General features: G+C 71.4%; 11 protein-coding genes. 7 read left to right on the top strand and 4 right to left on the bottom strand.

Annotated features, from left to right (window positions below; genetic code table 11):
* Positions 1-67: 67 nt before the first annotated feature.
* Positions 68-2,116 carry a sodium-translocating pyrophosphatase gene (locus tag MWN52_RS14770; protein WP_286575225.1) on the bottom strand — a complete coding sequence of 683 codons (2,049 nt, stop codon included), beginning with the start codon at positions 2,114-2,116 and terminating at the stop codon, positions 68-70.
* A gap of 154 nt (positions 2,117-2,270) precedes the next feature.
* The gene (locus MWN52_RS14765) at positions 2,271-3,428 is read right to left on the bottom strand and encodes a GumK N-terminal domain-containing glycosyltransferase (protein ID WP_286575224.1); all 1,158 of its coding nucleotides are present in this window, start codon (positions 3,426-3,428) and stop codon (positions 2,271-2,273) included.
* A gap of 252 nt (positions 3,429-3,680) precedes the next feature.
* Between MWN52_RS14765 and MWN52_RS14760 the strand changes: the two genes are divergently transcribed.
* Positions 3,681-4,193 carry a hypothetical protein gene (locus MWN52_RS14760; RefSeq protein WP_130524302.1) on the top strand — a complete coding sequence of 171 codons (513 nt, stop codon included), beginning with the start codon at positions 3,681-3,683 and terminating at the stop codon, positions 4,191-4,193.
* A gap of 37 nt (positions 4,194-4,230) precedes the next feature.
* Here the strand turns inward: MWN52_RS14760 and MWN52_RS14755 are convergent, their stop codons facing one another.
* On the bottom strand, positions 4,231-5,487 hold the full coding sequence (locus tag MWN52_RS14755) for a 6-phosphofructokinase (RefSeq protein WP_286575223.1): 1,257 nt from the start codon (positions 5,485-5,487) through the stop codon (positions 4,231-4,233).
* Positions 5,488-5,618: 131 nt separating this feature from the next.
* On the opposite strand from MWN52_RS14755, the gene MWN52_RS14750 reads away from it, so the two are divergent.
* The 3 genes from MWN52_RS14750 to MWN52_RS14740 all read left to right on the top strand — a co-directional run bounded on the left by MWN52_RS14750 (position 5,619) and on the right by MWN52_RS14740 (position 8,406).
* A complete protein-coding gene (locus tag MWN52_RS14750; RefSeq protein WP_130517025.1) occupies positions 5,619-6,185 on the top strand; it encodes an adenylate kinase in 567 nt (188 codons plus the stop codon).
* Between the two features lie 128 nt (positions 6,186-6,313).
* Entirely contained in the window at positions 6,314-7,741 is a 1,428-nt protein-coding gene (gene mpl, locus MWN52_RS14745; RefSeq protein WP_286575222.1) for a UDP-N-acetylmuramate:L-alanyl-gamma-D-glutamyl-meso-diaminopimelate ligase, read from the top strand.
* 68 nt (positions 7,742-7,809) lie between these two features.
* Positions 7,810-8,406 (top strand): LON peptidase substrate-binding domain-containing protein, encoded by a 597-nt coding sequence (locus MWN52_RS14740; RefSeq protein ID WP_379655694.1) that lies wholly within the window; start codon positions 7,810-7,812, stop codon positions 8,404-8,406.
* Between the two features lie 217 nt (positions 8,407-8,623).
* Here the strand turns inward: MWN52_RS14740 and MWN52_RS14735 are convergent, their stop codons facing one another.
* Positions 8,624-10,663 (bottom strand): bifunctional DedA family/phosphatase PAP2 family protein, encoded by a 2,040-nt coding sequence (locus MWN52_RS14735; protein ID WP_130528390.1) that lies wholly within the window; start codon positions 10,661-10,663, stop codon positions 8,624-8,626.
* A gap of 160 nt (positions 10,664-10,823) precedes the next feature.
* On the opposite strand from MWN52_RS14735, the gene MWN52_RS14730 reads away from it, so the two are divergent.
* From MWN52_RS14730 to MWN52_RS14720, 3 genes are all read left to right on the top strand, one after another.
* A complete protein-coding gene (locus tag MWN52_RS14730) occupies positions 10,824-11,642 on the top strand; it encodes an SDR family oxidoreductase (protein ID WP_286575221.1) in 819 nt (272 codons plus the stop codon).
* Positions 11,643-11,696: 54 nt separating this feature from the next.
* Positions 11,697-12,131, top strand: a complete 435-nt coding sequence (locus tag MWN52_RS14725; RefSeq protein ID WP_286575220.1) for a VOC family protein — start codon at positions 11,697-11,699, stop codon at positions 12,129-12,131.
* A gap of 300 nt (positions 12,132-12,431) precedes the next feature.
* Positions 12,432-14,306: a glycosyltransferase family 39 protein gene (locus MWN52_RS14720; protein ID WP_286575219.1), complete on the top strand. Its 1,875-nt coding sequence runs from the start codon at positions 12,432-12,434 to the stop codon at positions 14,304-14,306.
* Positions 14,307-14,651 lie beyond the last annotated feature (345 nt).

Genomic DNA, 14,651 nt, shown 5'->3' with positions numbered 1-14,651 from the left:
TGCTGCAACGCAGCGCCAACGCCCGGCAAGGGGCTGCCAAGGCGTCGGCGCCACCGGGGAAGCGGGCTCAGCCCAGCAGCGGGATGATCAGCAGCGCGACGATGTTGATGATCTTGATCAGCGGATTGATCGCCGGGCCCGCGGTGTCCTTGTAGGGGTCGCCGACGGTGTCGCCGGTGACCGCGGCCTTGTGCGCCTCGCTGCCCTTGCCGCCGAAGTGCCCGTCCTCGATGTACTTCTTGGCGTTGTCCCAGGCGCCGCCGCCGGTGGTCATCGAGATGGCCACGAACAGGCCGGTGACGATGGTGCCGATCAGCAGGCCGCCCAGCGCCTGCGCGCCCAGCACCAGGCCGACGATGATCGGCACCACCACCGGCAGCAGCGAGGGCACGATCATCTCGCGGATGGCCGCGCGGGTGAGCAGGTCGACCGCGGCGTGGTACTGCGGCTTGCCGCTGCCGTCCATGATCCCGGGGATCTCGCGGAACTGGCGCCGCACTTCCTCCACCACGCTGCCGGCGGCGCGGCCCACCGCTTCCATGGCCATGGCGCCGAACAGGTAGGGGATCAGGCCGCCGATCAGCAGGCCGATGATCACGCGGTGATCGGACAGGTCGAAGCTGTAGGCCGATCCAGGATGCGCGGCGGCCAGGTTGTGGGTGTAGTCGGCGAACAGCACCAGCGCGGCCAGCGCCGCCGAGCCGATCGCATAGCCCTTGGTCACCGCCTTGGTGGTGTTGCCGACCGCGTCGAGCGGGTCGGTGACCGCGCGGACCTCGGCCGGCAGCTCGGCCATCTCGGCGATGCCACCGGCGTTGTCGGTGATCGGGCCGTAGGCGTCGAGGGCGACGATCATGCCGGCCATCGACAGCATGGCCGTGGCGGCGATGGCGATGCCGTACAGGCCGCCGAGCGCGTGCGCGCCCCAGATCGCCAGGCACACGGCGACCACGGGCAGGGCGGTGGATTTCATCGACACGCCCAGGCCGGCGATGATGTTGGTGCCATGGCCGGTGGTGGAGGCCTGCGCGACGTGCTGCACCGGCTTGTACTGGGTGCCGGTGTAGTACTCGGTGATCCACACGATCGCGCCGGTGAGGACCAGGCCGATCAGGGCGCAGCCGTACAGCGGCAGGGCGCCGATGGCCGAGTCGCGCATCAGGGCGGTGGTGATGGGGTAGAAGGCGATCGCCGCCAGCACCGCCGAGACGATCACGCCCTTGTACAGCGCGCCCATGATCGAGCCGCCGCCGCTTTCATTAGGATCGCCCACCCGCACGAACAGCGCGCCGATGATCGAGGCGATGATCGACACCCCGCCCAGCACCAGCGGGTAGAGGATCGCGTTCGCGCCGGCCTGCGCGGCCATCAGCCCGCCCAGCAGCATGGTCGCGATCACCGTGACCGCGTAGGTCTCGAACAGGTCGGCGGCCATGCCGGCGCAGTCGCCCACGTTGTCGCCGACGTTGTCGGCGATCACCGCCGGATTGCGCGGATCGTCCTCGGGGATGCCGGCCTCGACCTTGCCCACCAGGTCGGCGCCCACGTCCGCGCCCTTGGTGAAGATGCCGCCGCCCAGGCGCGCGAAGATCGAGATCAGCGACGAGCCGAAGGCCAGCCCGACCAGCGCATGCAGCGCCTGCTCGGTCGGCACCTGCAGCACATGGGTCAGCAGCGCCCAGTAGCCGGCCACGCCCAGCAGGCCCAGGCCCACCACCAGCATCCCGGTGATCGCCCCGCCGCGGAAGGCCACGTCCATCGCCGGGCCCATGCCGTGGCGCGCGGCCTCGGCGGTGCGCACGTTGGCCCGCACCGAGACATTCATGCCGATGTAGCCGGCCGCGCCCGACAGCACCGCGCCCAGGGCGAAGCCGATCGCGGTCGGCCAGCTGAGGAAGACGCCGACCAGCACGAACAGGACCGCCCCGGCGATGGCGATGGTCAGGTACTGGCGGTTGAGATAGGCGCGCGCGCCCTCCTGCACGGCCGCAGCGATCTGCTGCATGCGCGCGTTGCCGGCCGGGCGCGAGAGCACCCAGCGCGACGAGACGATTCCGTACAGGATGGCGATTGCCGCGCATGCCAGCGCCAGCGCAAGACCGTAGTGTTCCAACATGACCCCTCCCAAGGCAGATGGACGGTTCGCCGCGCGCATCGACACGCCCGGCGCCGAGGACGGGCGTCGATCGACCGGTGCCCGTTGTGGGGCAGTGTAGGCCTGCGCGCGCTCTGCGCGATGATGCAGTGCCGCGCGATGCGTGATGGCGCGCTCAGGCGTCGGCGCGCCGCTGGGCAGTGGGGTGCGGTCGGGCCGGTGCCGGCGGCGTGGCGCCGGTCTCGGCGGTCGATGCCAGGCCCAGGGCCAGCATGCGTCCGGTCACCCCGTCCCAATCCAGCACGCCGCTGTTGTCGATGCTGGCGCGGTCGTAGGCCAGGGCGCGGCGCAGCGCCGCCACGATGCTGCCCTCCACGCCGGGCGTGTAGGCCGAGGTGTGCACGCCGCGCGCGGCGAAGTCCGGCGCCACGATCGGCACCCGGCAATAGGTGTACTGCAGCATCTTCATGCTCGACTGGCTCAGGTAGTCGGCATTGAGCGCCGGCCGGTACGGCGCCAGTCCGGCATCGGCATGCTGCAGGTAGGGCACGATCGCATCGAAGGGCTGCTCGCCGTGCTCGATCACGTTGGGCGGCGGCGCCTGCAGTCGCGCGCCCTTGCCGAACAGGTGGAAGCGCACCTGCGGCTCGGCGCGCGCCATGCAGTCCACGGCGTGGTCGTCGAACAGCATGTCGCCCACGCTGACCACGTTGCGCGTGCCGGCCGGGTAGGGCGAGGGCCGCGGGGTGTCGAACAGCGCCTTGTCGATGCCGTGCGGGATGTAGTGCACGTGGGGCACGTGCGGGTAGTCGGCCACCATCACCTCGGCTGGCACGCGCACCAGGCTGAAGTGCGGCAGCGCCTCGCGCTCGGCATCCAGGATCAGCGGGTGGTACTTGAGCGTGGCGATGCGGTCGCACACGCTGTAGATGAAGCGCGCCTGCGGGAAGCGCCGCGCCAGGGCCGGCACCAGGCACAGGCCGGCGCCGTTCTCCACGACGAATACATCGGCATCGGCAATGCCCTGCAGCAGCGTGCGCGTGAGCATGGCCGGGTAGAGCGAGAACAGCGGCCGGGTGATCGCGTCCAGCGCTGGGCGCCCCAGCGACAATGGATGCAGCGCCGGCCGCCACAGGTACTTGCGCACGCCGGGCCCGACCTGGCGCCAGGCGTTGAACGGCCCCTGGAACCGGCGCGCCTGCGGCTTGAGCCGGGTCAGCGGGCTCAGGCCCACGGTCACGAAGTCCACCGCATGCCCCTGCCGCGCCAGCGACTCGGTCCAGAAGTGAAAGTCCACTTTGCGCGCCGAGGTGGCCTCGTGGACGGTCAGCATCACAATCTTCAAAACGCAAATGTCCTCAAACACGCACGGCGGGAACGTTGCGCGTCCTCCATCTCGCCGGGATGACATGCCGTGACGGAGTCCGCGCGCCTAGTGGAACGCGAGCCCGTCATGACACAGGTCACGCGCTCGCGCGCTCGGTTCAGCGCGGTGTGGACACGGTGAACGGGCGAAGCGATCCGGTGTTCAGCCAGCGCGTGCCAGCCTGCCGCCCGCTTCCCTTCCCTTAGAAAGGACCTGCCCATGTCCGCATCCGCTTCCCGCCTGGCCCTGGCCGGCCTGCTGTGCCTGCCGCTGACGGCGCTGGCCCAGCAGGCGCCGGAGATCCAGCGCCCGGTTGGCACCCCACAGGCCAACGGCGTGCTGCATACGCTGCGCCAGATCCCCGAGGCCTGCACCCGCATCGAAGGCCGCTTCACCGGCGAGGCCGCCCAGCCCTATGCGATGAACCTGGTGCGCACCAGCAGCGTCTGCCAGGCGCGCGCGATGTTCATGGACTACGACAAGGTCCAGCCCAGCGAGGCCAAGGGCTGGAAGCTCAACGACATCATCAAGGTGCCCTCGGCCAGCTGCGCCGGCCAGCAGGCGGTGGTGCAGGTGTGGCGCAAGCCGGCCGGGCAGGCACTCAAGCTCGACGGCCAGGAACGCGCCCGCCTGTACCTGCAGGACGCCAAGGCCCAGGCCCAGGCCGGCAAGCTGGCCGCGCTGCCGGCCTACGCGGCCAAGCTGGAGGTCGAGGGCAAGCCCTGCCGGTAAACATGGTGCTCTGGCCTCCGCCCGGGAATGCGCGGCCTCAGCCTTCCCAGGCAGGCAGTTTCTGCTTCACCGCCATGTTCTTGAGTTCCACGTACTTGGGCAGGCCGTCGCGGCCGTAGGGCAGCGGCGCCTCGCCCTGGATCAGCGGCGAGAGATAGCGGCGCGCGCGCTCGGTGATGCCGAAGCCATCCTTGCGGATGAAGCCGGCCGGCATAGTCTTCTCGTGGTTGGCGACCTTGGACAGCGGTGCCGGGGCGATCTTCCAGCGGTAGGGCGCATCGGCGCCGCGCACGATCACCGGCATGACCGCGTTGTGCCCGGCCAGGGCGTACTGCACGGCCGCCTTGCCCACGGCCTGGGCCTGATCCCAGTCGGTCTTGGAGGCGATGTGGCGGGCCGAGCGCTGCAGGTAGTCCGGCAGCGCCCAGTGCACCTTGTAGCCCAGCGTGGCCTTGACCTTGCCGGCCAGATACGAAGCCACGCCGCCCAGCTGGGCATGGCCGAAGGCATCGGTGCCGCCGCCGGCGTCGGCGACGAAGCGGCCGTCGGCGCTGCGGATGCCCTCGCTGGCCACGACCACGCAATAGCCGACGCGCTTGACCACCTTGTCCACCTGGGCCAGGAACGCGGCCTCGTCGTAAGCGCGCTCGGGGAACAGGATCAGGTGCGGCGCCTGGTCCGGGCCGGTGCCGGCCAGGCCCGCGGCCGCCGCCAGCCAGCCGGCGTGGCGGCCCATGGCCTCGTAGACGAAGACCTTGGTCGAGGTCTCGGCCATCGCCGCCACGTCCAGCGCGCATTCGCGCACCGACACGGCGGTGTACTTGGCCGCCGAGCCGAAGCCGGGGCAGGTGTCGGTGACCGCCAGGTCGTTGTCGATGGTCTTGGGCACGCCCACGCAGGTCAGCGGATAGCCGAAGGCCTGGGCCAGCTGGGAGACCTTCCACGCGGTATCGGCCGAGTCGTTGCCGCCGTTGTAGAGGAACCAGCGCACGCCGTGGGCCTTGAGCACCTCCAGCAGACGCTCGTATCGGGCGCGGTCGGCTTCCAGCGACTTGAGCTTGACCCGGCACGAGCCGAACGCGCCGCCCGGCGTATGCGCCAGCGCGGCGATCGCCGCGGCCGATTCCTTCGAGGTGTCGATCAGCTCCTCGCGCAGGGCGCCGAGGATGCCGTTGCGCGCCGCCAGGACCTTGACCTTGTGCCGCCTGGCCTCGCCGATGACGCCGGCGGCGGTGGCATTGATCACGGCGGTCACACCGCCGGACTGCGCGTACAACAGGGTGGAAGCCGCCATCGTCTTTCCTGGGGTCTGGACCGGATGGGGTAAGCTTCCCATATCGATGCGCCGGTCGCGTCGGCGCCGCCGCCGTGCTGGCTGCCCGCTCCGGCCTCACAGGTTTCCTCATTGAATGCTGGAGTGACACGATGCGACTGGTTCTTCTGGGACCGCCCGGTTCGGGCAAGGGCACGCAGGCCACGCGCCTGAAGGACCACTTCAAGGTCCCGCACATCTCCACCGGCGACCTGCTGCGTGCCGAGGTGGCGGCCGGCACCGAGCTCGGCAAGCAGGCCAAGGCGGTGATGGATGCCGGCAACCTGGTCTCCGACGAGATCCTGCTGGGCATGCTCGAATCGCGCCTGTCCCAGCCCGACGTCGCCAACGGTTTCATCCTGGACGGCTATCCGCGCAACCTGGCCCAGGCCGACGCGCTGAACCAGCTGCTGGCCCGCATCGGCCAGCCGATGGACGCGGCCGTGCAGCTGGACGTGCCGACCGAGCTGCTGGTCGAGCGCATCGCCGGCCGCGCCCAAGCCGAGGGCCGCGCGGACGACAACCCCGAATCGGTGCGCAAGCGCCTGCAGGTCTACGCGGACAGCACCGCGCCGGTGATCGACTTCTACAAGCAGCAGGGCCGCCTGACCGTGGTCGACGGCGTGGGCGAGCTGGACGAAGTCACCCAGCGGCTGACCGAGGCGCTGGCCAAGCGCTAGTCGAAAGCCAGGAGTGAGCGCGCAGGAGTGAGGACCGAGCAAAGGCAACCGCTGCCGGATTGGCTCGCTCCTCGCTTCTTGCTCCTCCCACGCACTCCTCGCTCCTTCCCCTCACTCCTGCTGCAACGATGAGCAAACTGCACATCCTCGGCATCGCCGGCACCTTCATGGGCGGCGTGGCGGCGCTGGCGCGCGAGCTGGGCCACACCGTCGAAGGCAGCGACCAGGCGATCTATCCGCCCATGTCCACGCAGCTGGAGCGGCTGGGCATCGCGCTGGCGCAGGGCTATGCGCCTGCCAACATCTCGCCGGACTGCGATGCGGTGATCATCGGCAATGCGCTGTCGCGCGGCAACGCCGCGGTGGAGGCGGTGCTCGACGCCGGCCGCGCCTACACCTCCGGCGCGCAGTGGCTGAGCGAGGCGGTGCTGCCCGGGCGCACCACGCTGGCCGTGGCCGGTACGCACGGCAAGACCACCACCACCACCATCCTGGCCTATCTGCTGGAGGCCGCCGGGCGCGCGCCGGGCTTCCTGATCGGCGGGGTAGCCGAGGACTTCGGCGTGTCGGCGCGGCTCGGAGGCTCGCCCGCCGCGGCCGCATCCGGCGCCGCGCCGGACCACGGCGATCCGGTGCCGGACGCCGACGCGCCGCTCTTCGTGGTCGAAGCCGACGAGTACGACACCGCCTTCTTCGACAAGCGCAGCAAGTTCGTGCACTACCGGCCGCGCGTGGCGATCCTCAACAACCTCGAGTACGACCACGCCGACATCTTCCCCGACGTGGCCGCGATCCAGCGCCAGTTCCACCATCTGGTGCGCACCGTGCCGGGCAACGGCCGGCTGATCGTCAACGGCGCCGATGCGCGCCTGGACGAGGTGCTGGCGATGGGCTGCTGGACGCCGGTGGAGCGCTTCGGCTTCGATGCTTCGCTGGACTGGAGCGCGCGCCTGATCGAGGCCGACGGCAGCGCCTTCGCCGTACTGCGGCATGGGGTGGAAGTGGGCCAGGTGCATTGGCCGCTGGTCGGCCGGCACAACGTGCTCAACGGCCTGGCGGCGCTGGCCGCCGCCAACGCCGTGGGCGTGGACATCGCCGGCGTGATGCCGGCGCTGGCCGCGTTCCGCAGCGTCAAGCGCCGGCTGGAGGTGATCGGCCAGTCGCGCGGCGTCACCGTGTACGACGACTTCGCCCATCACCCCACGGCCATCGCCACCACGCTCGAGGGCCTGCGTGCGAAGGTCGGCGCGGCGCGCATCGTGGTGGCGATGGAGCCGCGCAGCAATTCGATGCGGCTGGGCGCGCACGCGCAGGCGCTGGCGCCGTCGCTGGATGGCGCCGATGCGGTGGTGTTCCTGCACCGGCCCGAGCTGGCCTGGGACGCCGGCAAGGTGATCGCCGCCGTCCGCGGCCAGGCGCATGCGGTGCCCGACAGCGATGCGCTGATCGCCGCGCTGGGCACGCTGGTGCGCGAGGGCGACCATGTGGTGTTCATGTCCAACGGCGGCTTCGACGGGGCGCCGCGGCGCTTCCTGGCGTCCTTGCAGCAGGAGTGAGCGACAGCCGGGCCTGCGCGCCCTGGCCGTTGCGCACTTCGCTTCGCTCACCCCTCTTCACCTCCGCTCTGCCTACACTCCCGGCCATGCCCGCGACCGAGACGCTTCCCCTGTTCCCGCTCAACACCGTGCTGCTGCCCGGGGCGGGGCTGGGGCTGCGGGTGTTCGAGCGTCGCTACCTGGACCTGATCCGGGAATGCGGGCGCAGCGGGCGCGGCTTCGGCGTGTGCCTGATCCTGCAGGGCGGCGAGGCCGGTGCCCCCGCGACGCCGGCGGCCTATGGCACCGAGGCGACCATCGAGGACTTCGGCACCGGCAGCGACGGCCTGCTGACCCTGCGCCTGCGCGGCGGCCGGCGCTTCCACGTGCAGCGCACGCGGGTGCGCGACAACGGGCTGGTGGTGGGCGAGGTGGACTGGTGCCCGCCCGAGGACGACGACGAACTGCGCCCCGAGCACGGCCTGCTGGCCACGGTGCTGGAGAAGATCTTTGAGAAGGCCGGCGCGACTCCGCCCGGCATGACCGCCGCCGACCTGGACAGCGCCGCCTGGGTGGGCTGGCGCCTGGCCGAACTGCTGCCGCTCAGCGACGCCCAGCGCCTGGCCGTGCTGCAGGAAGACGACCCGCATGCGCGCCTGGATCATCTGCTGGCGCTGATGGCCTAGCGCCTTCGCTGGCCTGAGGCTGCGACGGACTCGCTTTCCATCGTCGTTAGCCGCGACAAATTCTCTACCGTCGTTCCCGCGAAGGCGGGAACCCAGTGGCTTTCCCGACGACAACCAAGGCACTGGGATCCCGCTTTCGCGGGAACGACGGGTGATGGACGGCGACCGTCCGAACGGCCGGTCACCCGCTGCGGGCAGCGCACCCGCGCCGCAGGCCTCAGCGCGCCCGCACCGGCGGCAGCTGCGCGGGCGGGGCGTGTTCCAGCGGCAGCTGATCGGTGCGCAGGCGCAGCACTGGCAGGCCGGAGGACGGATGCGGCGCCAGCGCCTGCGGCAGGCCGCGCACCGAATCGCGCACCTGGTCCAGCGAGGCGTCGGCGTCGGGCAGCGGCCGCCACATGCCGACCAGCCCGAACAGGGTCTGGTGGCGCAGCGTCTGCGCGCCGCCGATCCACAGCGGCACCTGGCCCGGCTGCAGCGCGATCGGGCTGGCCCACAGGCGCAGCGCGTACTGCTGGTCGGCGCGCGGGCCGGGCTTGAGCATCAGCAGGCTCTCGGCGCGCGTGTCCAGCGTCGCCGGCAGCACCGGATGGCGTTCCGGCGGCAGGTCGCTGTCCAGCAGCTGCAGCGCGCGCTCCCAGCCGGCCTGCGGCTGCAGGCGCCAGCCCTGGTCTTCCAGGTGGCGCACCAGCGGCTGCAGCGGGCCGGCGACCTGCACGTCCAGCGGCCAGCGCTGGGCGTCGTCGAACTCGTTACGCGTGGCCGGCAGCTTGCGCCAGTCGTCCTTCCACCAGTCCGGCAAGGGCCGGGCGATCGAGGCGATCGGCGCATCGAACAGCGCCAGCATGCGATCCACCGCACGCGGCCCGTGCCACAGCGCGGCCAGCACGAACACGCCGTAGAACAGCCAGGCCAGCGGCTTGACCCACAGCGAGCGCCGCACCCGGCTGCGGTAGGCCACGCCCAGGATCAGCACCCACACCACGCCCAGCAGGGTGCCGCCGACCACATCGCTGAGCCAGTGCGCGCCCAGGTAGATGCGGGCGAAGCCGATCGTGCTGACCACCACACCGGCGACCACGTACGGCCAGGCGCGGTCGCGGCCCGGCAGCTCGCGCGAGATCAGCACGGCGAAGAAGCCGAAGATGATCGTGCTCATGGTCACCGCCTTGGACGGGAAGCCGAAGCCCCCCGCCACCACCGGCGGCTTGGGAATGTCCACCACCACGCCCAGCCAGCCGGTCAGGGCCACGCCGAAGACGATCGCCGCCACCCAGTGGCCCACCGCCAGCCAGCGCTTGCGCCAGGCCAGGTAGCCCAGCACCGCCAGCCAGGCCGGCGCCAGCACGTCGGCATCGCCGATCGCCGCGATCGCCGCCAGCGGGCGGTCGGCCAGCGGATTGCGCAGGCTGTGCATGAGTTCGTACAGCGCCAGGTCCACGCCCAGCGGCTCGCCATGGCCCAGCACCACCACCAGGAAGGCGAACAGCACCCAGGCCAGGGCCAGCAGCGCCACCGCCAGCACCGCCAGCGACACCGTCTCGCGGCGCCTGGGATCGAACAGCGCCACCGAATGGCGCCCCAGCACCGGATGCGCGCGCGACCAGGCCAGGCCGCGCGCGAGCAGCGCATCGGCGTGCGCGGCGAACCAGCGGTAGCTGTACAGCACCGCCGCCCAGATCACGCCCAGCACCACCAGCAGCAGGCCCACCACCACCGCCAGGCGCCCGGCGACCGCGGCGACCGCGTCGTAGGCCTGGCCCAGCATCCAGCCCGGCAGCAGGAACAGCACCGCCCAGGACAGGCCGGCCGCCGCGCTGGCCGGCAGATAGCGCTTGAGCGGCATGTGCAGCATGCCGGCCACCGCCGGCACGAACGGCCGGATCGGCCCGACATAGCGCGCGATGAAGATCGCCTTGAGGCTGTTGCGGTGGAACAGGCGCTCGCCGCGCTCCAGCAGCTGCGGGTACTTGCTGAAGGGCCAGTGCGCGCGCAGCTGCGTGCCCCAGCGCCGGCCCACCCAGAAGCTCACCCCGTCGCCGACGAAGGCGCCCAGCGCCGCGCACACCACCGCATAGGGGCCGGACAGTTCTCCCAGCCCGATCACCACGCCCACGCCGATCAGCAGCGGCAGCGCGGGCACGATCGCGCCCAGCACGATCAGCGAATCGCACAGGGCAATGAGGAAGACCACCGCGCCGGCGGCGACCGGATGCGCGGCGATCCAGTCGAGCAGGCCGTCGAACCAGGAGTCCATCGGCGAAATTATAGGTGCCCGGCGCGGGCGCGCAGGAGCGCGAAGTGAACGGCGCCCGCGCGCGGCGCCCGGTCCTTGCCTGCCGTGCATGCCGCCATGCGCGGGCATGGCACTTAAACTTGCGCGGCGACCGGCCCGGTCGCGCCATTGGCGCTCGCGCATGACGACTCTGTCAGGCAAGACTCTCTTCATCACCGGCGGCTCGCGCGGCATCGGCCTGGCCATCGCGCTGCGCGCCGCGCGCGACGGCGCCAACGTGGCCGTCGCCGCCAAGTCCTCGGTGCCCAATCCCAAGCTGCCCGGCACCATCCACAGCGCGGCCCAGGCGGTGAACGAGGCCGGCGGCAGTGGCCTGGCCCTGCAGTGCGACATCCGCGAGGAGGATCAGGTGCGCGCGGCGGTGGCGGCCACGGTCGACACCTTCGGCGGCATCGACATCCTCATCAACAACGCCAGCGCGATCTGGCTGCGCGGCACGCTGGACACGCCGATGAAGCGCTTCGACCTGATGCAGCAGGTCAACGCGCGCGGCAGCTTCCTGTGCGCGCAGACCTGCCTGCCGCACCTGCTGCAGGCGCCCAATCCGCACATCCTGACCCTGTGCCCGCCGCCGTCGCTGGATCCCAAGTGGTGGGGCCCGCACACCGGCTACACGCTGGCCAAGATGGGCATGAGCCTGGTCACGCTGGGTCTGGCGGCCGAGTTCGGCCCGCAGGGCGTGGCGGTCAACGGCCTGTGGCCGCGCACGCTGATCGCCACCGACGCGCTGAACATGATCCCCGGCGTGTCGCTGGCCAACGGACGCTCGCCTGCGATCATGGGCGACGCCGCCCACGCCGTGCTGACCCGCCGTGCGACGGATTGCACCGGCCAGTTCCTGATCGACGATCAGGTGCTGGCCCAGGCCGGCGTCCACGACTTGTCCGGCTACGCCATCGACCCCACCCAGCCGTTGCTGCCGGACCTGTTCCTGGACTGACCGGCCCTCAGGCCCGCTGGCGCCTCTTTCCCCCTCTTAAAGTTGTTCAACACCATGAAATATCTGCACGCCATGCTCCGCGTCCGCGATCTGGACGCCACCGCCAAGTTCTTCACCGAAGGGCTGGGCCTGCGCGAGACCCGCCGCAAGGACAGCCCCGAAGGCCGCTACACGCTGGTCTACTTCGGCGCCCCGGAGAACCCCGAGGCCGAGGTCGAGCTGACCTACAACTGGCCGGCCGAGGATGGCGGCGTCGAGGACTACGGCAGCGCCCGCAATTTCGGCCACCTGGCCTTCGAGGTGGACGACATCTACGCCGCCTGCGCCCACCTGCAGTCGCTGGGCGTCACCATCAACCGCCCGCCGCGCGATGGCTACATGGCCTTCGTGCGCAGCCCGGACCTGATCTCCATCGAGCTGCTGCAGAAGGGCAAGCCGCTGGCCCCGGCCGAGCCCTGGGCCTCGATGGCCAATACCGGCACCTGGTAAGCCGGCTTCCCCCGCGGCGCCTGCCGGCGTCGCGGCTTCGGCCCGCACTGCCTGCGCCGGTGTGCGCTGGCAGGACGCGCGCTGTCCAGCTTGAAAGCACCGATCCGTCGTTCCCGCGAAAGCAGGAACCCAGTGCCTTGGCTTGCCCCCGTGGAAGCCGCCGGGCTCTTCCGCGCGCCGTGCCGCGCGGGGCTCGGCGCCGCGCCGGGCTGGCCGTATCATCGCCGCCGGCCGACGCGCGCTGGCCCGGGTCGAGGGCGCGGGCGGGCCGTGTCTTTCGTCCTTTGCCGGTATCGCCGAATGATGTCTTCTTCCGTGGCGCAGCGTCGCCTGCGCTGGCCGGCACCGGCCTATGCCGCCATCGCGCTGGTGGCCTGCGCGTTCGCCTTCGTCGGGCTGGCCCGCAGCAACTACTGGGCCGATGAGCTGTTCACCGTCTACGTGATCGGCGGAGGCGACGGCCTGGACGGCGTCTGGCGGCGCGCGCTGACCGACGTGCATCCGCCGCTGTACTACATGCTGCTGTATGGCTGGAGCCGGCTGGGCGGGCTGTCGGAGGTCTGGCTGCGCCTGTCCAGCGCGCTGTGCGCGGTGCTGGCGCTGGCGCTGACCGCGCGCGTGCTGTGGCGGCGCTTCAGCCCGGCGGCGCTGGGTTTCGCCCTGGCGCTGGTGGCGGTGTCCACGTTCTGGTTCGAACAGTCGCAGAACGCGCGCAGCTATGGCGCGGCGATCCTGATCGCCGCGGCGCTGATGGGCCTGACGCTGCGCCTGCGCGAACGCACGCCGGCGACCGGGGCCTTCCCGTGGGGCGCGTTCGCCGCGCTGTTCGCGCTGGGCCTGGCCGGCAGCCTGATGCACTTCTACCTGCTGCTGCTCACCGGCATGGTGCTGGCCTGGCTGCTGCCGGTGCCGCGCCTGCGCCTGCCGGTGATCCTGGCCGGGCTGCTGATCCTGGCCGTGGTCGGCGGCTACACCTGGCTGCTGCTGCATGCCACGCAGCAGGACGTGGACAAGACCTGGTACCGCGCCGATGTGCACTTCTTCTGGTCGCAGACGCGCATCGCGCGCAAGCACCTGGCCGCGGCCGGCGCGAGCTGGGCGCTGACCGCGCTGATCGTGGCCGCGCTGTGGCAGCGCTGGCGCGGCGGCCGCGGCAGCCTGGGCGCGCGCGTGCAGGAAGGAGGCCGCCACGCGGCGCGGCTGGCGCTGTTCGTGCTGCTCGGGGTGATCGCCAGCGGCGTGCTGGTCAGCTGCGTGGTCGCCCCGTCGTACTCGGCGCGCAATGTGCTGATCACCCTGCCGTTCCTGTGTGCGCTGCTGGCCTGGCTGTACGAGGCGGCTGGCCCGCGCCTGTCCGGGCGCGGCGGCCAGCTCGCCGCGGGGCTGCTGGTGGTGGCCGTGGCCAGCGGGCTGTGGATGTGCAGCGGGCGCTTCGTCGAACGCAACGAGCCCTGGCGCAGCGGCGCGCAGTTCGTCGCGGGCATGCCCGGCTGTGTGGGGCAGCAGATCCCGGTGATGCATCCCTACAAGTTCGGTCCGCCCACGCCGCAGTACCGGGCCTTCGCCGAGCGCCAGTTCTTCGGTCACTACGCACCGGCCGGGATGCGGCTGCGCGCGTGGATGCCCAACGAGCTGGTCGGCCGCCACCGCGTGCCGGAGCTGACGGCGTTGCTGGTGGCGCGCGCGCAGCAGGCCGGCAGCGGCGCCTGCCCGCTGCTGGCCTGGGCCGTGCACGACCTGGACAAGAAGTCCGCACCGCTGCTGGCACAGGACCTGGCGCGTGCGCCGGGCATCGCGCCGGCGCGGGTGGTGATGCAGACCTTCGAGCGCGCGCGGCGTCGCTCGACCGGCTGGGCGCCGGTGGAGGACGGCTTCGTGTTCTACGTGGTGCCGGCGGCCGCGCCCGGCGCCGCGCCGGCCGACCCCGGGCCGCTGGTGGCGATGCCCGCGGGCACGCTGGGCAAGCGCGAGGTGGTGACGCTGCTGCCGCCCGCGCCGGGGCAGGGCGCGATGGACCGCTTCGGCGTCCAGGACTGGCGCGACGGGACGCTGCAGCGCCAGGACACGGTCAGCACGCCGCAGCTGTTCTGCGATCCGCCGATGCGCGCGGACAGCGAGATCCGGCCGAATGCGAAGCGGCCTGGGTGTTCGGCGCCGGTGGGCGCTTCCCGGTAAAGCCGCTCGACGCCATTGGCCGAAAAGGCCACAAGGGCGGCTCCGCCCCTGTAGAGCGGAGCTCGCTCCGCTGGGGCTTTCCCCCAAGAACCGGACGAAGCGCAGCGGAGCAAGCTCCGCTCTACGGGCAGGTCTCTGCGAGATTCGAGGAGACAGTTGCTCCGCCGGGTCCCTCCCCACGAACCGAACGAAGGGCAGCGGAGTCCCCAAAAGGGGATTGCCACAAGCTGCGCTCTACAGTGCGCCCCCGGGGCCTTTTCGGCCAATGGCGGCGATGGGCTTTACCGATGCAACGCCAGTCATCGCAGTGACCCCACACGCACCACCAAGCGATCGGCGACAATG

Origin of the sequence: Pseudoxanthomonas winnipegensis (assembly GCF_030322905.1) — a bacterium.
GTDB classification, from domain to species: domain Bacteria; phylum Pseudomonadota; class Gammaproteobacteria; order Xanthomonadales; family Xanthomonadaceae; genus Pseudoxanthomonas_A; species Pseudoxanthomonas_A winnipegensis.
The sequence above is the reverse complement of the archived record's forward strand: the minus strand, read 5'-3'. Positions and strand labels throughout refer to the sequence as shown.